The following is an 18,234-nucleotide window of genomic DNA, read 5'->3' as shown; positions in this document are numbered from 1 at the left end:
CGTTCCAAGATTTTGAAACCTGCATCCGATGGCGCCGATCCCGCCGCGAACGAGGCGACCGCGCCGAAGAAACTGTTCATCAAATCTTTCGGCTGCCAGATGAACGTCTACGACGCGACGCGCATGGCCGACGTCCTGGCGCCCGAGGGGTATCAGGAAACCGCGCAACCGGAAGAGGCGGACCTTATCGTCCTGAACACGTGCCACATCCGCGAACGGGCCGCCGAAAAGGTGTTTTCGGAGCTGGGCAAGCTGCGTCAGCTCAAGCAGGAGCGCGCCGGTCTGGGGCAGGAGACGCGCATCGCCGTGGCGGGATGCGTGGCGCAGGCGGAAGGCGCGGAGATTCTGCGCAAGCAGCGCGCGGTCGATCTGGTGGTCGGGCCGCAGAATTATCACCGCCTGCCCGATCTGGTGCGCCAGAGTTTTAACGCCCCGGTCGTGGACACCGATTTTCCGGTCGAGGACAAGTTCGATCATCTGACGTCGCCGAGCGAGGCGAAAATCCGCGAGCGCGGCGTGGCCGCCTTTCTCACCGTGCAGGAAGGTTGCGACAAGTTCTGCACCTTCTGCGTTGTGCCTTATACGCGGGGCGCCGAGGTTTCGCGCCCGGTCGCCAGGATCGTCGCGGAGGCGGAGGTTCTGGCCCGCGCCGGGGTGCGCGAGATCACCCTGCTCGGGCAGAATGTCGACGCTTATCATGGGCTTGGAGAAGACGGCGAGAACTGGACGCTGGCGCGGCTGCTGCGGCGGCTGGCGCGGATCGAGGGCGTGGCGCGGCTGCGCTTCACCACCAGCCATCCCAATGACATGACCGACGACCTGATCGAGGCCTTCGCCGATCTGCCGGCGCTGATGCCGTTCCTGCACCTGCCGGTGCAGTCGGGTTCGGATGCGATCCTGCAGGCGATGAACCGCCGGCACAGCGCCGAGGACTATGTCCGGCTGATCGAGAAAATCCGCAAGGCGCGCCCCGATCTGGCGCTGTCGTCGGACTTCATCGTCGGTTTTCCCGGCGAGACCGAGGCCGATGTTCAGGCCACGCTCGATCTGATCGCCGAGGTCGGGTTCGCTTCCACCTTCTCGTTCAAATATTCGCCCCGGCCGGGCACGCCGGGGGCCGAACTCGCCGATCAGGTCGACGAGGCCGTCAAGACCGAGCGGCTCTATCGCTTGCAGGCGCTGGTCGAGGCGCAGCGGCAGGCGTTCAACGCCGCCATGGTCGGCCGGGTCACGCCCGTCCTGTTCGAGAAGCTCGGGCGCCACGCGGGCCAGGTCGCCGGAAAATCGCCTTATCTGCAGCCGGTGCAGGTCGAGGGCGGGGCCGGGCTGATCGGGCGGGAGGCGCCGGTCGAAATCGTCCGCTGCGGCTCGAATTCCCTGTTCGGCCGTTTGGCCGCGCCTGAAACCGTGGGGGCGGCCTGACATGCCCGCGCCTTCCGATCGGCTCGCCGAATCCGAACAGACGCTGTCGCTCGACGACAATCGCACGGCCTCGATGGTGTTCGGCCATTACGACCAAAATCTCGCCCGCATCGAGCGGCGGTTGAACGTCTCGCTCAACGCCAATGGCAATCACGTCGTCATCAAGGGCGCGCCGGACGCGATCGGCCGCGCGCAGCGCGTGCTGCAAATCCTGTTCGACCGGGCGCGGGCGGGGCAGCCGGCGACGCTCGGCGACGTCGATGGCGCCATCGAGGAATGCGCCTTGCAAGGCAGCCTGTTTCCCGGCGAAGCGCCGGCGTCGCGCTCCAATTTCGAGCAGGTTTCGACCCGCAAGAAGGGGGTGCGCGCCCGCACCGCTTCGCAGGATTTCTATCTGCGCGAGCTGAAGCGGCGCGAACTGGTGTTCGCCGCCGGACCCGCCGGCACCGGCAAAACCTGGCTGGCGGTGGGCCATGCGGTGTCCCTGCTGGAGCAGGGCGTCGTCGAGCGCCTGATCCTGTCGCGCCCCGCCGTCGAGGCGGGCGAGCGGCTGGGATTTCTGCCCGGCGACCTGCGCGAAAAGGTCGATCCCTATCTGCGGCCGATCTACGACGCGCTGCAGGATTTCATGGATCCGCGCATGGTCGAGCGCGGCATGCAGACCGGCATGATCGAGGTGGCGCCGCTCGCCTTCATGCGCGGGCGCACCCTGTCCAACGCCTGCGTCCTGCTGGACGAGGCGCAAAACGCCACGACCATGCAGATGAAAATGTTCCTGACCCGTCTGGGCGAGGGCTCGCGGATGATCGTCACCGGCGATCCCAGCCAGACCGATCTGCCCACCGGGCAGAAATCCGGCCTGAGCGAGGCGATCCATCTCCTGTCGGGCCTGGAAGGCGTCGGCCATGTGACCTTCACCGAGGCCGACGTGGTGCGGCATGATCTGGTGCGGCGCATCGTCGCGGCCTACGAATCCTCCGAGCGGAAGCCGCCCAATCGCGGCGGCAAGGATGCGCCGGCATGAACCTGTCGATAGAAACCAGCGTGGAATGCGAGAGCTGGCGTGAGGTCGCCGATCTCGACGGCCTGATCCGGCAATGTCTCGACGCCGTTCTCTCCGAAACCGGCGATGAGTTGCGCGAGGGCGCCGAAGTCAGCCTGCTGCTCTGCGACGACGCCCGCATCCGCGTGCTGAACGCGCAGTTCCGGGGCATGGACAAGCCGACCAACGTGCTGTCCTTTCCGGGGCCGGAGCCGCTCGAAACCGCGCATGGGATTGGCGACATCGCCATCGCCTACGAGACGGTGGCGCGCGAGGCCGCGGAGCAGGGCAAGCCGCTGCAGCACCATCTGCGTCACATGGTCGTCCACGGTTTTCTGCATCTGCTGGGCTACGACCACGAGACCGACGAGGAAGCCGAGGCGATGGAGGCCGACGAGACGCGCGCGCTCGCGCGCATGGGCGTCGCCGATCCCTATCGTGAACTTTCAACCCCCGAGGGGCATTGATCATGGCCGCGCCGGAACGCGACAGTGACGAATCCAATGTGGTCGAGCGAAGTTCGAGCCGGGGCAGCATCGTCGAGCGCCTGCGGGCGATGTTCGGCCTGTCCGGCGCCTCGATCCGCGACGATATCGAGGATGCGTTGGACGACGACGCGATCTCGGAGGACTTCAGCCCCTACGAACGGGAGATGCTGAAAAACGTCCTGGCGCTGCACGATCTCAAGGTCAGCGACGTCATGGTGCCGCGCGCCGATATTGTCGCGATCTCCATCGAATCCCGCCTGAGCGACGCGCTGGCGACCTTCCGCACCGCCGGCCATTCGCGTTTGCCGGTGCATGGCGAAACGCTGGACGACCCGCGCGGCATGGTCCACATCCGCGATTTCGTCGATTACGTCGCCTCGTCGGCCGAAAAGGCGCTGGCCTCGCCAGGGGGGCCGGCGCAGGACGGGCAGGTCCAGGACGGGAAAGAGCGGGACGGGCAGGCCCAGAACAGGAAAGAGCACGCCGGGAAAGTCGGGGCGCTTTCGCCGAAAGGGCCGCAATTCGTGCGCGTCGATCTTTCGGTCCGGCTGGAGACCGCGGGCATCCTGCGTCCCGTCCTCTACGCGCCGCCGTCGATGCCCGCGCTCGACCTTCTGGTCAAGATGCAGGCCACGCGCACCCATATGGCGCTGGTCATCGACGAATATGGCGGCACCGACGGGCTGGTGTCGATCGAGGACATTGTCGAGATGATCGTCGGCGACATCGAGGACGAGCACGATCTCGACGAGAACCCGAAGATCGAGGCGGTCGCGCCCGGCGTCTTCATCGCCGACGCCCGCGTCGGGCTGGAAGACGCGGCGGAGGTCACCGGCCTCGATCTCACCGGCTACGGCGAAAAGGAGGAGGTCGACACGATCGGCGGCCTCGCGACGGCTTTCGCCGGCCGGGTTCCGATTCGCGGCGAAGTGGTGGCCTGTCCGGACAAGACGTTCGAATTCGACATTCTCGACGCCGACCCGCGCCGGTTGAAAAAACTCAAGATTCGCGTCAGCGCGGTCGAGACGGTTCGCAGCCGGGGCGCCGACGACGAAACGTAAGCTATTTTGCCAACCGCCGCGCTTTTTGCATTAGTGTCGAAATCGATTCGGCCCTCGCTCAAGGCGCGCAATGCTTACTTTTTCGCAAAAGGTGATGCTGTCCGACGGGTGGTCCCGGCGGCTGATCGCGTTTTTCAGCGGCGCCGTCGGCGTGCTGGCGCTGGCGCCTATCGGATTCTTTCCCGCCTTCTTCGTTCCCATGACGGCGGCGGTCTGGCTGATCGACGGGTCCGCCGGCGAAAATCGCTGGGCGAGCTTACGCCGCGCCGCGGCGGCCGGCTGGTGGCTGGGGTTCGGCTATTTCGTCGCGGGCCTGTGGTGGCTGGGCGTCGCCTTTCTGGCCGAGGCCGATCGCTTCGCCTGGGCCTTGCCGCTGGGCGTGCTCGGCCTGCCCGCGGGCCTCGCGTTCTTCACCGCCCTGGGTTTCGCGCTGGCGCGCCTGTTGTGGTCGCCCGGCGCGGCGCGGGTGTTCGCGCTGGCGGCGGGCCTGACCGTGGCCGAATGGCTGCGCGGCCATATCCTGACCGGCTTTCCCTGGAACGATTTCGGCATGGCGTTGGGCGACAATCCGCTGTTCGCGCAATTCGCCTCGGTCGGCGGGCTCTACAGCCTGACCGTGCTGTCCGTCCTGCTGTTCGCTGCGCCGGCGCTGCTCGGCAAGGGCGGGCGCGGCCGCAAGGCGGTCGCTTTGTCGCTGGCGGGCTTTGTCGCTTTGGCGCTGTTCGGCGCCGCGCGCCTGCAGGGCAAGGTCGAGACGGTGAAGGGCGTCAAGCTGCGGGTGGTGCAGGCCAATGTCGCCAATGACGAGTTTCGCGCCGACCGCAGGAGCGAATTGCTCGACCGCTATCTGAAACTGTCGGACCGCTCGACCTCGCCGCAAACCACCGGGCTGACCGACGTCACCCATGTGTTCTGGTCGGAATCCGTCTTCCCCTTCCTGCTGGCGCAGGACCCGGCCGCGCTGTCGGCCATCGCGGCGCGCATGCAGACCGCCATCCTGTTCACCGGCGCCGCGCGGGCCGAGATCGAGGCGAGGCGGCCGCATTATTTCAATTCCTTGGCCGTCATCCAGAAGGGCGAGATCAAGGAATGGTTCGACAAGATGCATCTCACGCCTTTTGGCGAATACATGCCTTTGGCGGGGGCGCTGGCGCGGCTGGGCCTCAGCCCGTTCGCCTGGAGCCCGGGGACGTTCGACGCCGGCGAATATTCGCGCGTGCTGACGGCGCCGGGATTGCCGGCGGTTTTCCCTTTAATTTGCTATGAATCCATATTCCCGGAGGAAGTCGCCGCACGTTTATCCGATCTCAACGCGCGTCCTGGATTGATCCTGAACGTCACGAACGATGGCTGGTTTGGCGTGACTTCGGGTCCTTATCAGCATTTGTCACAGGCGCGGCTGCGCGCGATCGAGCAAGGTCTGCCAATGGTGCGTTCCGCCAATACGGGGGTCTCGGCGATTATTGATCCCTATGGACGTCTCCTCGCCTCGACTTCGTTGGGAACGGAAGCGGTGCTCGATGGAAGCTTGCCGAAGGCGCTGCCCGCGACTTTTTACTCGCAACATTGGCGTCTTGCGCCTGCCATTGCATGGTTAATTGTTTTGGCCGCTGCTTTGATTCGCCCACGGAACATTTGACTTTAGGTAAACTATTATTGCAAATAGGCGCGAAACGATAGGACGGAAGACAGCCGTGACCAAAGTCCCTAATCCCATCGATCGTCATGTCGGCGCGCGCGTGCGCATGCGCCGGATGATGATCGGCATGAGCCAGGAAAAATTGGGCGAGGCCTTGGGTCTGACGTTCCAGCAAGTGCAGAAATACGAAAAAGGCACCAACCGGATCAGCGCCAGCCGCCTGCAGCAGATTTCCGAAACCTTGAGCATCCCGCTCGCCTATTTCTTCAAGGGCGCGCCGGTCTCCGAAGGCGCAGGAAACGCCGGCTTCGCCGAAGCCAGTCCCGATGAGGGGTTCGCCAGCGATTTCGTGATGACCGCGGAGGGCCTGAGCCTCAACCGCGCCTTCGCCCGAATCACCGACGCGAAAGTTCGCAAGCGGATCGTCGATCTCATCGTCACGCTGGCCGAAGGCGGCGGGGCCTGAGCTTTAACTGCCGTGTTCGTTTTATCGAACGAAAACGCGACAAAGGCTTGACGAAAAGAACGCGCCGCCTGTAGGTTCCCTCCCACAACAGCGACGAGTTCATCGACGGCCGGTCCTGGACCGCTCGTCCCGATCAAGGAGATGCCTTGTGGCGCGCAGCGATTATCTGTTCACGAGCGAATCCGTTTCTGAAGGACATCCCGACAAGGTCGCGGATCGCATTTCCGACGAAATTGTAGACCTTTTCTACCGCGAAGGCGCCAAGGCCGGCATCGATCCCTATCAGATCCGCGTCGCCGCCGAGACGCTGGTGACCACCAACCGCGTCGTCATCGCCGGCGAAGTGCGCGGCCCCGCGCTGTCGCACGCGCAGATCGAGCAGGTCGCCCGCGAGGCGATCAAGGACATCGGTTACGAGCAGGACGGCTTCCACTGGAAGAACGCGGAGGTCGAAATCCTCCTGCACGCCCAGTCCGCCGACATCGCCCAGGGCGTTGACGCGGCCGGCAACAAGGACGAGGGCGCGGGCGACCAGGGCATCATGTTCGGTTACGCCACCAACGAAACCGAAGCGCTGATGCCGGCGCCGATCTATTATTCGCACAAGATTCTGGAAGTGCTGGCCAAGGCCCGCAAGAGCAAGGACGGCGAAGCCGCCAAGCTCGGCCCCGACGCCAAGAGCCAGGTGACCGTGAAATATGTCGGCGGCAAGCCGGTCGGCGTCACCCAGATCGTGCTGTCGACCCAGCATGTCGATGAGACGCTGACTTCGGAAGATGTCCGCCGCATCGTCGAGCCCTATATCGTGGCCACTCTGCCCAAGGGATGGATCACCGACGCCACCGTCTGGCACGTCAACCCGACCGGCAAGTTCGTGATCGGCGGCCCGGACGGCGACACCGGCCTCACCGGCCGTAAAATCATCGTGGACACTTACGGCGGCGCGGCCCCGCATGGCGGCGGCGCCTTCTCCGGCAAGGATCCGACCAAGGTGGACCGCTCCGCCGCTTATGCGGCGCGCTATCTCGCCAAGAACGTGGTCGCGGCCGGTCTGGCGGATCGCGTCACGATCCAGCTGTCCTATGCGATCGGCGTCGCCGAGCCGCTGTCGATCTATGTCGACGCCCACGGCACCGCCAAGGTCGACGAGGCCAAGCTGGAAGAGGTGCTGTTCAAGATCGTGCGCCTGTCGCCGCGCGGCATTCGCGAGCATCTCCAGCTCAACAAGCCGATCTATGCGCGCACCTCCGCCTACGGCCACTTCGGCCGCCAGCCCGACGCCGAGGGCGGCTTTTCCTGGGAAAAGACCGATCTCGTCGAAAAGCTCAAGGCGCATTTCGCCTGACATCCCGAGTGTAGCGTGAGCGAGACGATCGGACGCCGCGAGTCCGCATTCTTTGGGCGCCGCAAGGGAAAAGCCTTGCGCGCCCATCAAGCGGGCCTGATGGAAACCCTGCTGCCGACCGTTCAGGTCGATCTGTCGGCGCCGCTGTCCGATCCCGCCGCGCTGTTTCCCGGTCATCCCGCCGACCTCCGTCTGGAAGTCGGCTTCGGCGGCGGCGAGCATCTCGCCGCCGACGCGTCCGCGCATCCCGAGCGCGGCTATTTCGGCTGCGAGCCTTTCGTCAACGGCGTGGCCAAGCTGATGGCCCAGGTCGAGACGCGCGATCTGCGCAACATCCGCGTCCATCCCGGCGACGCCGGCGAGTTGATCGACGCGCTGCCGGACGCGAGCCTGTCGGGCGTCTGCATCCTTTATCCCGATCCCTGGCCGAAACGGCGCCATCGCGAGCGGCGCTTCGTGTCCGACCAGATGCTGAGTCGTCTCGCCCGCGTCATGCGCAGCGGCGCCGAGCTGCGTTTCGCCTCGGACATTGACGATTACGTCGGCTGGACGCTGGCCCGCGCGCTGCGCTCGCCGGATTTCCTCTGGCCGGCGACCGCCGAATCCGACTGGCTGACGCCTTATCCCGACTGGCCCGGCACCCGCTATGAAGCCAAGGCGCTGCGCGAGGGGCGGCGTCCCGTCTATCTCACCTTCATTCGTCGCTGACGCCGCGCCCTTTGCGCCCGTAGCGGTGCAGTTGCGCGCCATAGAGTTTCAGCCACGCTTCCGCCTTGGCGGTGGCGGGGCAGAGGGTTTTGGTCAGGCCCCAGAAATCGTCGGAATGGTTGTGGTGGCGCAGATGCGCCATTTCATGCGCGACCAGATAATCCAGCACGAACGGCGGCGCCAGGATCAGCCGCCAGGAGAAATTCAGCGCGCCCCGCGCCGAACAGGAGCCCCACCGGCTCGTCGTATCCTTCAAACTGATGGAAATCGGCGCGCGCCCGACAGCCGCGACATGGCCGCGCGCCGCCGCCTCGATCTCGCGGCGGGCTTCGCGCCGGAAGAAATCGGTGATTCGCCGCTCGAAATGCGCGGCCTCGCCGCTGGCGCAAATGGCCGGAGGCTGGCGCGCCGCGTCGATCCAGACGGGACCTCCGCCACGGGCGGGCCGCGCCTCCGGGCAATGCGCCAGCTGATGCGGCGCGCCCCGGAACGGGATCACCGCGTCCGGAACGAAAGCCTGACAGTCGGGCAGCCGCGCCAGCCTGTGCGCGATCCATTCGGCGTGGCGCTGGGCGAATTCTTCGGCGTCGCGCAAGTTGGCGCGCGCCGGCAGGGTCAGCACGACGTCCTGGGTGGCCGCGCGCACGCGCAGGGTGAAGCGCCGCGCCGAGTCGAGGCGCTTGAGCGCGACGCGAAAGCGCCGCTCCTCGTGCACCACGAACAGCTCGTCGACGGGTCTGGCGCGTAATCCGAATTTCAGGTTCAGCATGGCCGCGAAGCAGTCCGATTCTCAACTCTGGCAGCTTGAACAATAAAAGGTCGAGCGTCCATTTTGCGCGCGCCGAATGATGATCCCGCGACAGGCGGGGCTGGAGCAAGCTTGTCCTTCACGGTCATAGACCCGAAAATTGTGTTGAAAATATCCCAGCGCGCCGTCGGCCTGGCGATGGTCGCGCAGGGAGGATCCGCCGGCCTCGATCGCCTCGGCCAGCAAGGCGCGCACGGTCCGGGCGAGCTTTTCCGCCGCCGCGCCCAGATCGCCGGCGGCGCGCAGCGGCGACAGGCCGGCGCGATGCAGCGCCTCGCAGACATAAATGTTGCCGAGGCCGGCGATATTGCGCTGGTCGAGCAGAGCCGCTTTCAGCGAAGTCGCCTTGCCGGCGAACAGCCGCGCCAGCGTCTCGCCGTTGAAATCGTTCGATAACGGCTCGACGCCAAGCCCCGCGAAAAACGGGTGATCCGCCAGCGTGTCGGTCGTCGCCAGCGTCATGAAGCCGAAACGCCGGGGATCGTTATAAGTGAGCTGGCCGGTTTCGAGCGAGATGACGACGTGGTCATGCGCCGGAATTTTGCCGCGCGGGAATTTGAACGTCCCGATCGGGCCGGCCTCCATCCGAAACGAACCGCTCATCCCCAGATGCGCGATCAAAACCTGCTCGTCGTCGAGCACGGCCTGCAGATATTTGGCGCGGCGGTTGAGAGCGACAATTCGCCGCCCCTGCAAACGTCCGGCGAAATTGTCGGGAAAGGGAAACCTCAAGTCCTTGCGGCGCAACTCGACCTGCAGGATTCGGGAGCCGACCAGAAACGGCGCCAGCCCCCGGCGCACCGTTTCGACTTCCGGCAGTTCAGGCATTGCTATCCCTTCAGTTTACGCGACAAACAGAATAAATAGCCAGTGAGCGAAGGGCGCGCTATGGTCCCGCGCGCAGAAGAGGTTCCAATGATTGACGTCAAATCGTCCGGCAGCGAGACGCAGGATCACACCCATTTCGGATTTTCCGAGGTTCCCCTCAACGAGAAGCAGGGGATGGTCGACGACGTCTTTCACAAAGTGGCGCAGCGCTACGACATCATGAACGATCTGATGTCGGGCGGCCTGCATCGCGTCTGGAAGGACATTTTCGTTTCCCGCGTGCATCCGTCCAAGACCGGGCCGTTCAACCATCTCGACGTGGCCGGCGGCACCGGCGACATCGCCTTCCGCGTGGTTCAGGCCGGCGGCCCCAAGACCAAGGTGACCGTGCTCGACATCAACGGCGACATGCTCGGCGTCGGCCGCGAGCGCGCCCAGAAGAAGGGCCTGGCGAAAAACCTGGAATTCGTCGAGGCCAATGCGGAATCGCTGCCGTTCGAGGACGGCCAGTACGACGCCTACACCATCGCCTTCGGCATCCGCAACGTGCCGCGCATCGAGCGGGCGCTGGCCGAGGCTTACCGCGTGCTCAAGCGCGGCGGCAAGTTCATGTGCCTGGAGTTTTCGCAGGTCGAGGCGCCGGCGCTGGCCAAGATTTACGAATCCTATTCCTTCTCGGTGATTCCGCAGATCGGCCGCATGGTCACCGGCGACGGCGAACCCTACCGTTATCTGGTCGAATCGATCCGGCAGTTCCCGGCGGCGGAGGATTTCGCGGCCATGATCGAGAACGCCGGCTTCCAGCGCGTGTCCTTCACGCGGTTGACCGGCGGCATTGTCGCGATCCATTCCGGCTGGAAGCTTTGAGGTTTTAGTGATTTCCTCGATCGGCCATGTGATCCGGCTCGCGCGCGCCGGATGGATTCTCGCGCGCGAGGGCGTGTTTTCCGGCGTCGAAACCGCCGGTCTGCCGCTGGAAATGCGGGTCCCGCTGTTTCTCGCCGGGCTGATCGCCCGACGCGGCGGCGGTCTGCAACGGATCGCGCCGGCCATCGCCCGGCTCGGGCCGTCCTATGTCAAGCTGGGCCAGACGCTGGCGACCCGGCCCGACGTGGTCGGCGTCGCGGTGGCGCGCGAACTGGAAGCCTTGCAGGACCGCATGGCGCCGTTCCCGCGCGAGGTCGCGGTCGGGGTGATCGAAAAGGCGTTTTCCCGGCCGATCGGCGAGATTTTCGCTGAATTCAGCGAGCCGGTGGCGGCGGCTTCCGTCGCCCAAGTGCATCGGGCCAAGATCGTCGCGGACGGCAAGGAGCGCTGGGTCGCGGTCAAGGTGCTGCGGCCTCGCATCGAGCGGCGTTTCCGGCGCGACCTCGGCGACATGTTCTTCGCCGCGCGGCTTGTGCAGAAATATTCGGCGGAGGCGCGCCGGCTGAAACCCGTCGAAGTCGTCGAGACGCTGGCGCGCTCGATGAAAATGGAGATGGATTTTCGGCTGGAGGCCGCCGCCGCCTCGGAATATTCCGACAACACCCAGGGCGACGCCGACTTTTTGGTCCCGGCGGTCGATTGGAACCTTTCCGCACGCGAAGTCCTCACGCTGCAATGGATCGACGGCACGCCGCTGTCCGACGTCGAGGCCCTGCGCCGCTCCGGCGTCGATCTGCCCGGTCTCGGGCGGACCATCATCCAGTCGTTCCTACGCCATGCCGTGCGCGACGGCTTTTTCCACGCCGACATGCATCAGGGCAATCTGTTCCTGACGCGCGAGGGCCGGCTCGCCGCCGTGGATTTCGGCATTATGGGCCGGCTCGGCGTCAAGGAGCGCCGGTTCCTGGCCGAAATCCTGTATGGGTTCATCACCCGCGACTACCAGCGCGTCGCCGAAGTGCATTTCGAGGCCGGCTATGTGCCGCCGTCCTATCGGGTCGCCGATTTCGCCCAGGCGATTCGCGCCGTGGGCGAGCCGATCCATTCGCGCCGCGCCGATGAAATCTCGATGGCCAAGCTGCTGTCGCTGCTGTTCGAGATCACCGCTCTGTTCGACATGCAGACCCGCACCGAACTGGTGATGCTGCAAAAGACCATGGTGGTGGTGGAAGGCGTGGCGCGGTCGCTCGATCCGCAGCTCGACATGTGGTCCACCGCCGAGCCGGTGGTGCGCAGCTGGATCGAGGAGAATCTCGGGCCGCTGGCCAAGATTTCCGACGCGGGGCAGGGGATCGCCTCGATGGCGCATCTGGTGTCGCAGGCGCCGGCGATCCTGTCGCGCGGCGCGCGCATTTCCGAACAGTTGGAAAGCTGGACCGCCGAGGGCCTGACCCTGGCGCAGCCCACCGTCGAGGCCTTGGCGCGGGCCAACGCTGCGAGGAACCGTTTCTGGCGCTACGGTTTCGCTTTTTTGCTGCTGCTGCTCGTCGTCCATATCTGGCGCTGAGGTTGTCATGAACGCTCCCGGCAAGGCGCCGTCCATCCTGCTCATCGTCGGTGGCGGCATCGCCGCCTACAAGAGTCTGGAGTTGATCCGGCTGATGCGCGGCGTCGGCATGGCGGTGCGCGTCGTGCTAACCAAGGCGGGCGCGCAATTCGTCACGCCGCTGTCGCTGGCGAGCCTGAGCGGGAACAAGGTTTATGACGACCTGTTCTCGCTGACCGACGAGACCGAAATGGGCCATATCGAGCTGAGCCGGCAGGCCGACGCCATCGTCATCGCGCCCGCCACCGCCGATCTGCTCGCCAAGGCGGCCAACGGCCTCGCCAACGATCTCGCCTCGACCCTGCTGCTGGCCGCCGACAAGGCGGCGCTCGCCGCCCCCACGATGAACTGGCGGATGTGGACCCATCCGGCGACGCGGCGCAATGTCGAGACCCTGCAAGGCTATGGCATGACCTTTGTCGGGCCGAACGAGGGCGCGATGGCTTGCGGCGAAACCGGCCCCGGCCGGATGGCCGAGCCGGAGGAGATTTTCGCGGCGCTCCGAGCCAAACTTGCGGGCGTCCCGCAAGTTTTGGCGGGCCGCAAGGTCGTCATCACCGCCGGTCCCACGCATGAACCGATCGACCCCGTGCGCTACATCGCCAACCGCTCCTCGGGCAAGCAGGGCTACGCGCTCGCCGAGGCCGCGCGCGACGCCGGGGCCGAGGTGGTTTTGGTGTCCGGGCCGGTGAACTTGCCCGCGCCGCCGGGGGTGCGCGTCATGTCGGTCGAAACCGCGCGCGAAATGGCCGAGGCTGTCGAGGCCGCGTTGCCCTGCGATATTTTCATCGCCGCCGCCGCCGTGGCGGACTGGCGGGCGCAGAGTGACGCCGCGCAGAAAATCAAGAAGGGGTCCGATGGCCCGCCCATGCTGGCCCTGGTGGAAAACCCGGACATTCTGGCCGGCGTCGCGCGGCGCGTCGCCCAGCGTCCGCCCCTCGTGGTCGGCTTCGCGGCCGAAACCGAGCATGTGCTCGACCACGCCCGCGTAAAACTGGCGAAAAAGGGCTGCGACCTGATCGTCGCCAATGATGTCGGGGCGGGATCTGAGGTCATGGGCGGCGCCGAGAATTCGGTCGTGCTGGTGAGCCGCGATGGCGAGCAGGCGTGGCCGCGTCTGCCGAAATCCGAGGTGGCGCGCCGCCTGATCGCCCATATCGCGGGCTTGCGTCCGGACGGGGAGACTGCGCGTGGAGCTTAAGATCAAACGCCTGCCGCATGGCGCCGACTTGCCCCTGCCGGCCTACCAGACCGCCGGGGCCGCCGGCTTCGACCTGCGCGCCGCCGTGCCGGCCGATGCGCCGCACATCCTTCCGCCGGGCGGCCGCGCGCTGATTCCGACTGGCCTCGCCATGGAGATCGCGCCCGGCTACGAGGCGCAGACGCGGCCGCGTTCGGGGCTGGCGCTGAAACACGGGGTCACCGTGCTCAACGCCCCCGGCACCATCGACAGCGATTATCGCGGCGAGGTCGGCGTCATCCTGATCAATCATGGCCGCGACCCCTTTGAAATCCGGCGCGGCGAACGCATCGCCCAGATAGTGGTGGCGCCGGCCCCCCAGGCGCGGCTGATCGAGGTCGATCAGCTTTCATCCACGGCGCGCGACGCCGGCGGGTTCGGCTCGACCGGCGTCTGACGCGGGGGCGAGGCTCAAGACTGTAATCGACATATTTTGTCAGCTTTGATAGCCTGCCGCCCAACTGGAGGAACAGCGATGTCCGAAGTGGTCAAGAAGCCGGGGCGGGGCCGGATTTACGATTCCATCACGCAGACGATCGGCGACACGCCGCTGGTGCGGTTCGACCGCATCGCGGCCGAGCGCGGCGTCAAGGCCAAGCTGCTGGCCAAGCTTGAGTTTTTCAATCCGATCGCCTCGGTGAAGGACCGCATCGGCGTGGCCATGATCGACGCGCTGGAGGCCGAGGGCCGCATCGCGCCCGGCAAATCCGTGCTGATCGAGCCGACCTCCGGCAACACCGGCATCGCGCTGGCCTTTGTCGCGGCGGCGCGCGGCTACAAGCTGCAACTGGTCATGCCGGAATCCATGTCGATCGAGCGGCGCAAGATGCTGGCCCTGCTCGGCGCGGAGCTGGTGCTGACGCCGGCGGCGCAGGGCATGAAGGGCGCCATCGCCAAGGCGGCGGAGCTGGTCGCCTCGACGCCCGGCGGGATCACGCCGGCGCAATTCGAGAACCCCGCCAATCCCGACATTCACCGCCGCACCACGGCGGAGGAAATCTGGAACGACACCGACGGCGGCGTCGACATGGTCATTTCCGGCGTCGGCACGGGCGGCACCATCACCGGCATCGGCGCGGTGTTGCGGGCGCGCAAGCCCGGCCTGAAAATGATCGCGGTGGAGCCGGTGGAATCCCCGGTTCTTTCGGGCGGGCAGCCGGGGCCGCACAAGATTCAGGGCATTGGCGCGGGATTCGTGCCGCCGGTGCTCGACCGCGGCGTGATCGACGAGGTCGTGACCATCGACAGCGCCGCCGCGCTGGAGACGGCGCGGCAGGTCGCGCGGATCGAGGGCGTGCCCGTCGGCATTTCCTCCGGCGCGGCGGTGGCGGCGGCCTTGCAGGTCGGCGCCCGGCCGAGTTCCGAGGGCAAGAACATCGTGATCATCATCCCGTCCTTCGCCGAGCGTTACCTTTCGACGGCCCTGTTCGACGGCGTGTGACCGTCGTCCCTGTTGCAATCCCTCCCGGCTGCTATAAGCCTGCGCGCAGCAAGCCGGGAGAGCGATCCATGAGCTACGAAAACATCATTGTCGAAGTCCACGGCGCCGTCGGCCTGATCCGCCTCAACCGCCCGAAGGCGCTGAACGCGCTCAACACCGCGCTGATCCGCGAGTTGAACCTGGCCTTGGGGGCGTTCTCCGAAGACCCGCAGATCGGCGCGCTCGTGCTGACAGGCTCCGAAAAAGTGTTCGCGGCGGGCGCGGACATCAAGGAGCTGCAAACCCTCACCTATATGGACGCCTATCTGGGCGACGCCATCCGCACCTGGGAGCGGCTGTCCTATTTTCGCAAGCCGGCCATCGCGGCGGTGGCGGGTTTCGCGCTCGGCGGCGGCTGCGAGCTGGCGATGATGTGCGATTTCATCCTGGCGGCGGAAAACGCCAAATTCGGCCAGCCCGAAATCAAGCTGGGCATCCTGCCCGGCGCGGGCGGCACCCAGCGGCTCGCCCGGTTCGTCGGCAAGGCCAAGGCGATGGAATTGTGCCTGACCGGCCGGATGATGGACGCGCAGGAAGCCGAGCGCTGCGGCCTGGTCTCCCGGATCGTCCCGTCCGAATCCTTGCTGGAGGAGGCGCTGCGGACCGCGAAGGCCATCGCCTCCATGTCGCTGCCGATCGCCATGCAGATCAAGGATTGCATCAATTCGGCCTATGAGACGACCATGACCGAAGGCGTGAAGTTCGAGCGCCGCAATTTTCACGCGGCCTTCGCGACGCAAGATCAGAAAGAGGGCATGGCCGCCTTCATCGAGAAACGCCCGGCCAAATTCGTCAATCGCTGAGGCGCCTGACGATTCTGGCGTTGACGACTTGGCGCTTTCCTGCATATAAGCGTCCACTCTCGGCGCCAGTAATCGGCGCCGTCATGGTTTTACGCGCGGCCCCCTGGATTGGGCATGCGTTTGTCCGGGGAACACAATGGCCAATACCAAATCGGCTAAAAAGGCCGTCCGTCAGATCGACCGCCGCACCGCGGTGAACCGTCAGCGTCGCAGCAAGATGCGCACCTTCCTGCGCAAGGTCGAGGAAGCCATTTCCTCCGGCGACCAGACCGCCGCCAAGACCGCGCTCGCCGTCGCCGAGCCGATCCTGATGCGCGCCGCCCAGAAGGGCATCGTTCACAAGAATACGGCGTCGCGCAAGGTTTCGCGCCTCAGCGCCCGCGTCAAGGCGCTCGGCGCGACCGCCTGAGCCTTCGCGACCGCGTCGCGCCCAAAACCCCGGCCCCGCCGGGGTTTATTTTTAAGCGGCGCCCCGCCGTTCACATCTGCAAGACCGCGCCGCAAGCGCCTTGTGGAAAAGCCGCACCTTTGTTAAGGAACGGTACAACCCGCTTTCTGTTCGCTGGCCCGCGCCGGCCGCCCTTCAGGACGGGACGCATCCCTCGGGATGCGCGCTCGCGGACGAAAGCAAACGCAACACCAACCTTATTCCGGCGCGCGCCCGAAAGGGCATTTCAGGAGAAAGTATGTCCTCTGCCAACAACACGGGTATGAACCCGTCCCGCGACGATTTTGCCGCCCTGCTCGCCGAATCCTACGGCGAGAGCGAAGCCTTCGAAGGCTCGGTGGTCAAGGGACGTGTGGTCGCCATTGAAAAGGACGTCGCGGTCATCGACATCGGTCTGAAGACCGAAGGACGCGTCGCCCTCAAGGAATTTACCGGCCATGGCCGCGATCCGGCCCCCGGCGTCGGCGATGAAGTCGAAGTTTATCTGGAGCGCGTCGAGAATGCGCTCGGCGAAGCGGTGATCTCCCGTGAGAAGGCCCGCCGCGAAGAGAGCTGGGTCAAGCTCGAAAAGGCCTTCGAGGCCAACGAAAAGGTTGACGGCGTCATCTTCAACCAGGTCAAGGGCGGCTTCACCGTCGATCTCGACGGCGCCGTGGCCTTCCTGCCGCGCTCGCAGGTCGATATCCGCCCGATCCGCGACGTCACCCCGCTGCTGGGCGTGCCGCAGCCGTTCCAGATCCTGAAAATGGATCGCCGCCGCGGCAATATCGTCGTGTCGCGCCGCACCGTGCTCGAAGAGAGCCGCGCCGAGCAGCGTCATGAGATCGTCGCCAACCTCGAAGAAGGTCTGGTGATCGACGGCGTCGTCAAGAACATCACCGATTACGGCGCGTTCGTGGATCTCGGCGGCATCGACGGCCTGCTGCATGTCACCGACATCGCCTGGCGTCGCGTCAACCATCCGTCCGAAGTGCTCAACATCGGTCAGACGGTCAAGGTCAAGATCATCAAGATCAACCACGAGACCCACCGCATCTCCCTGGGCATGAAGCAGCTTCAGGACGATCCGTGGCAGGGCATCGAGGCCAAGTACCCGATCAACGCCCGCTTCCATGGCCGCGTGACCAACATCACCGACTACGGCGCGTTCGTCGAGCTGGAGCCGGGCATCGAAGGCCTGATCCACGTCTCCGAAATGTCCTGGACCAAGAAGAACGTCCATCCCGGCAAGATCGTCTCGACCAGCCAGGAAGTCGACGTGCAGGTGCTGGAAGTCGATTCCGTCAAGCGCCGCATTTCGCTGGGCCTCAAGCAGACCCTGCAGAACCCCTGGGAAGCCTTCGCCGAGAAGCACCCGGTCGGCTCTGACGTCGAGGGCGAGGTCAAGAACAAGACCGAATTCGGTCTGTTCATCGGTCTCGACGGCGACGTCGACGGCATGGTCCACCTGTCCGACCTCGACTGGAACCGTCCGGGCGAGCAGGCCATCGAAGACTACAAGAAGGGCGAGGTCGTCCGCGCCCGCGTTCTCGACGTCGATGTCGAAAAGGAGCGCATCTCGCTCGGCATCAAGCAGCTTGGCGGCGACCCCTTCGCTTCCGCGCCGGTCGGCGAGGAAGGCGAAGTCAAGAAGGGCGCTGTCGTGACCTGCGAAATCCTTGAGGTCAAGGAAGGCGGTCTTGAAGTCAAGATCATCGGCACCGACCTCCAGGCCTTCATCAAGCGCAACGAACTCGCGCGCGATCGCGCCGACCAGCGCCCCGAGCGCTTCGCCGTCGGCGAGAAGGTCGACTCCCGCGTCACCCTGTTCGACCGCAAGGCGCGCAAGATCTCCGTGTCGATCAAGGCGCTGGAAGTGGCCGAGGAGAAGGAGGCCATCGCGCAATATGGCTCCGCCGACTCGGGCGCTTCGCTCGGCGACATTCTCGGCGCCGCGCTCAAGGCTCGCGAAGGCAAGTAATTCCGCCTCTCGCGTGACAGATT

Annotated in this window: 18 protein-coding genes; 16 read left to right on the top strand and 2 right to left on the bottom strand. The window is 65.6% G+C overall.

All coding sequences use genetic code 11. The features are described 5' to 3' along the window. The first annotated feature begins 12 nt into the window (after positions 1-12). The 8 genes from miaB to trmB all read left to right on the top strand — a co-directional run bounded on the left by miaB (position 13) and on the right by trmB (position 8,171). Positions 13-1,422 (top strand): tRNA (N6-isopentenyl adenosine(37)-C2)-methylthiotransferase MiaB, encoded by a 1,410-nt coding sequence (gene miaB, locus CFB24_RS12345; protein WP_275936868.1) that lies wholly within the window; start codon positions 13-15, stop codon positions 1,420-1,422. Position 1,423: 1 nt separating this feature from the next. Further along, positions 1,424-2,446 (top strand): PhoH family protein, encoded by a 1,023-nt coding sequence (locus CFB24_RS12340; RefSeq protein ID WP_088520916.1) that lies wholly within the window; start codon positions 1,424-1,426, stop codon positions 2,444-2,446. Then, positions 2,443-2,931: an rRNA maturation RNase YbeY gene (gene ybeY, locus CFB24_RS12335; protein WP_088520915.1), complete on the top strand. Its 489-nt coding sequence runs from the start codon at positions 2,443-2,445 to the stop codon at positions 2,929-2,931. The genes CFB24_RS12340 and ybeY overlap by 4 nt, the downstream gene beginning before the upstream one ends. A 2-nt stretch (positions 2,932-2,933) precedes the next feature. Continuing rightward, positions 2,934-4,013 carry a hemolysin family protein gene (locus CFB24_RS12330; RefSeq protein ID WP_088520914.1) on the top strand — a complete coding sequence of 360 codons (1,080 nt, stop codon included), beginning with the start codon at positions 2,934-2,936 and terminating at the stop codon, positions 4,011-4,013. Positions 4,014-4,083: 70 nt separating this feature from the next. Beyond that, a complete protein-coding gene (gene lnt, locus CFB24_RS12325) occupies positions 4,084-5,652 on the top strand; it encodes an apolipoprotein N-acyltransferase (RefSeq protein ID WP_088520913.1) in 1,569 nt (522 codons plus the stop codon). Between the two features lie 55 nt (positions 5,653-5,707). After that, positions 5,708-6,118, top strand: a complete 411-nt coding sequence (locus CFB24_RS12320; RefSeq protein ID WP_111390637.1) for a helix-turn-helix domain-containing protein — start codon at positions 5,708-5,710, stop codon at positions 6,116-6,118. A gap of 148 nt (positions 6,119-6,266) precedes the next feature. Further along, positions 6,267-7,463 (top strand): methionine adenosyltransferase, encoded by a 1,197-nt coding sequence (metK, locus tag CFB24_RS12315; protein ID WP_088520911.1) that lies wholly within the window; start codon positions 6,267-6,269, stop codon positions 7,461-7,463. Positions 7,464-7,478: 15 nt separating this feature from the next. Continuing rightward, entirely contained in the window at positions 7,479-8,171 is a 693-nt protein-coding gene (trmB, locus tag CFB24_RS12310) for a tRNA (guanine(46)-N(7))-methyltransferase TrmB (RefSeq protein WP_088520910.1), read from the top strand. Here the strand turns inward: trmB and CFB24_RS12305 are convergent. Together CFB24_RS12305 and mutM are read right to left on the bottom strand one after the other, a co-directional pair. Beyond that, on the bottom strand, positions 8,158-8,940 hold the full coding sequence (locus tag CFB24_RS12305; RefSeq protein ID WP_088520909.1) for a M48 family metallopeptidase: 783 nt from the start codon (positions 8,938-8,940) through the stop codon (positions 8,158-8,160). The genes trmB and CFB24_RS12305 overlap by 14 nt on opposite strands. Positions 8,941-8,961: 21 nt before the next feature. Next, positions 8,962-9,807: a bifunctional DNA-formamidopyrimidine glycosylase/DNA-(apurinic or apyrimidinic site) lyase gene (gene mutM, locus CFB24_RS12300; protein ID WP_088520908.1), complete on the bottom strand. Its 846-nt coding sequence runs from the start codon at positions 9,805-9,807 to the stop codon at positions 8,962-8,964. Positions 9,808-9,894: 87 nt separating this feature from the next. Between mutM and ubiE the strand changes: the two genes are divergently transcribed. The 8 genes from ubiE (at position 9,895) to rpsA (ending at position 18,211) form a co-directional block, all read left to right on the top strand. Continuing rightward, positions 9,895-10,674 (top strand): bifunctional demethylmenaquinone methyltransferase/2-methoxy-6-polyprenyl-1,4-benzoquinol methylase UbiE, encoded by a 780-nt coding sequence (gene ubiE, locus CFB24_RS12295; protein WP_088520907.1) that lies wholly within the window; start codon positions 9,895-9,897, stop codon positions 10,672-10,674. Positions 10,675-10,681: 7 nt separating this feature from the next. Beyond that, positions 10,682-12,241 carry a 2-polyprenylphenol 6-hydroxylase gene (ubiB, locus tag CFB24_RS12290; protein WP_088520906.1) on the top strand — a complete coding sequence of 520 codons (1,560 nt, stop codon included), beginning with the start codon at positions 10,682-10,684 and terminating at the stop codon, positions 12,239-12,241. 7 nt (positions 12,242-12,248) lie between these two features. After that, the gene (gene coaBC / locus CFB24_RS12285; RefSeq protein WP_088520905.1) at positions 12,249-13,481 is read left to right on the top strand and encodes a bifunctional phosphopantothenoylcysteine decarboxylase/phosphopantothenate--cysteine ligase CoaBC; all 1,233 of its coding nucleotides are present in this window, start codon (positions 12,249-12,251) and stop codon (positions 13,479-13,481) included. Then, a complete protein-coding gene (gene dut / locus CFB24_RS12280) occupies positions 13,471-13,917 on the top strand; it encodes a dUTP diphosphatase (protein ID WP_425332081.1) in 447 nt (148 codons plus the stop codon). Before coaBC ends, dut begins: the two co-directional genes overlap by 11 nt. 78 nt (positions 13,918-13,995) lie before the next feature. Next, positions 13,996-14,961 carry a cysteine synthase A gene (gene cysK / locus CFB24_RS12275; protein ID WP_088520903.1) on the top strand — a complete coding sequence of 322 codons (966 nt, stop codon included), beginning with the start codon at positions 13,996-13,998 and terminating at the stop codon, positions 14,959-14,961. A 68-nt stretch (positions 14,962-15,029) separates the two neighbouring features. Then, a complete protein-coding gene (locus tag CFB24_RS12270) occupies positions 15,030-15,803 on the top strand; it encodes an enoyl-CoA hydratase (protein WP_088520902.1) in 774 nt (257 codons plus the stop codon). 136 nt (positions 15,804-15,939) lie between these two features. Then, positions 15,940-16,212, top strand: coding sequence for a 30S ribosomal protein S20 (rpsT, locus tag CFB24_RS12265; protein ID WP_088520901.1), 273 nt, complete (start codon positions 15,940-15,942; stop codon positions 16,210-16,212). 277 nt (positions 16,213-16,489) lie between these two features. After that, positions 16,490-18,211 (top strand): 30S ribosomal protein S1, encoded by a 1,722-nt coding sequence (gene rpsA, locus CFB24_RS12260; protein WP_088520900.1) that lies wholly within the window; start codon positions 16,490-16,492, stop codon positions 18,209-18,211. Positions 18,212-18,234: the final 23 nt, after the last annotated feature.

It is taken from the genome of Rhodoblastus acidophilus (genome assembly GCF_900187365.1).
Lineage (GTDB): Bacteria > Pseudomonadota > Alphaproteobacteria > Rhizobiales > Beijerinckiaceae > Rhodoblastus > Rhodoblastus acidophilus.
This window is presented reverse-complemented; position numbering and strand designations above follow the sequence as displayed.

Bases quoted from the DNA above. Each gene is read 5' to 3' on its own strand.
- ybeY (WP_088520915.1), top strand. From the start codon at position 2,443: ATGAACCTGTCGATAGAAACCAGCGTGGAATGCGAGAGCTGGCGTGAG.
- ubiE (WP_088520907.1), top strand. From the start codon at position 9,895: ATGATTGACGTCAAATCGTCCGGCAGCGAGACGCAGGATCACACCCAT.
- CFB24_RS12340 (WP_088520916.1), top strand. From the start codon at position 1,424: ATGCCCGCGCCTTCCGATCGGCTCGCCGAATCCGAACAGACGCTGTCG.
- lnt (WP_088520913.1), top strand. From the start codon at position 4,084: ATGCTTACTTTTTCGCAAAAGGTGATGCTGTCCGACGGGTGGTCCCGG.
- CFB24_RS12270 (WP_088520902.1), top strand. From the start codon at position 15,030: ATGAGCTACGAAAACATCATTGTCGAAGTCCACGGCGCCGTCGGCCTG.
- cysK (WP_088520903.1), top strand. From the start codon at position 13,996: ATGTCCGAAGTGGTCAAGAAGCCGGGGCGGGGCCGGATTTACGATTCC.
- mutM (WP_088520908.1), bottom strand. From the start codon at position 9,807: ATGCCTGAACTGCCGGAAGTCGAAACGGTGCGCCGGGGGCTGGCGCCG.
- CFB24_RS12305 (WP_088520909.1), bottom strand. From the start codon at position 8,940: ATGCTGAACCTGAAATTCGGATTACGCGCCAGACCCGTCGACGAGCTG.
- rpsA (WP_088520900.1), top strand. From the start codon at position 16,490: ATGTCCTCTGCCAACAACACGGGTATGAACCCGTCCCGCGACGATTTT.
- CFB24_RS12330 (WP_088520914.1), top strand. From the start codon at position 2,934: ATGGCCGCGCCGGAACGCGACAGTGACGAATCCAATGTGGTCGAGCGA.
- coaBC (WP_088520905.1), top strand. From the start codon at position 12,249: ATGAACGCTCCCGGCAAGGCGCCGTCCATCCTGCTCATCGTCGGTGGC.
- rpsT (WP_088520901.1), top strand. From the start codon at position 15,940: ATGGCCAATACCAAATCGGCTAAAAAGGCCGTCCGTCAGATCGACCGC.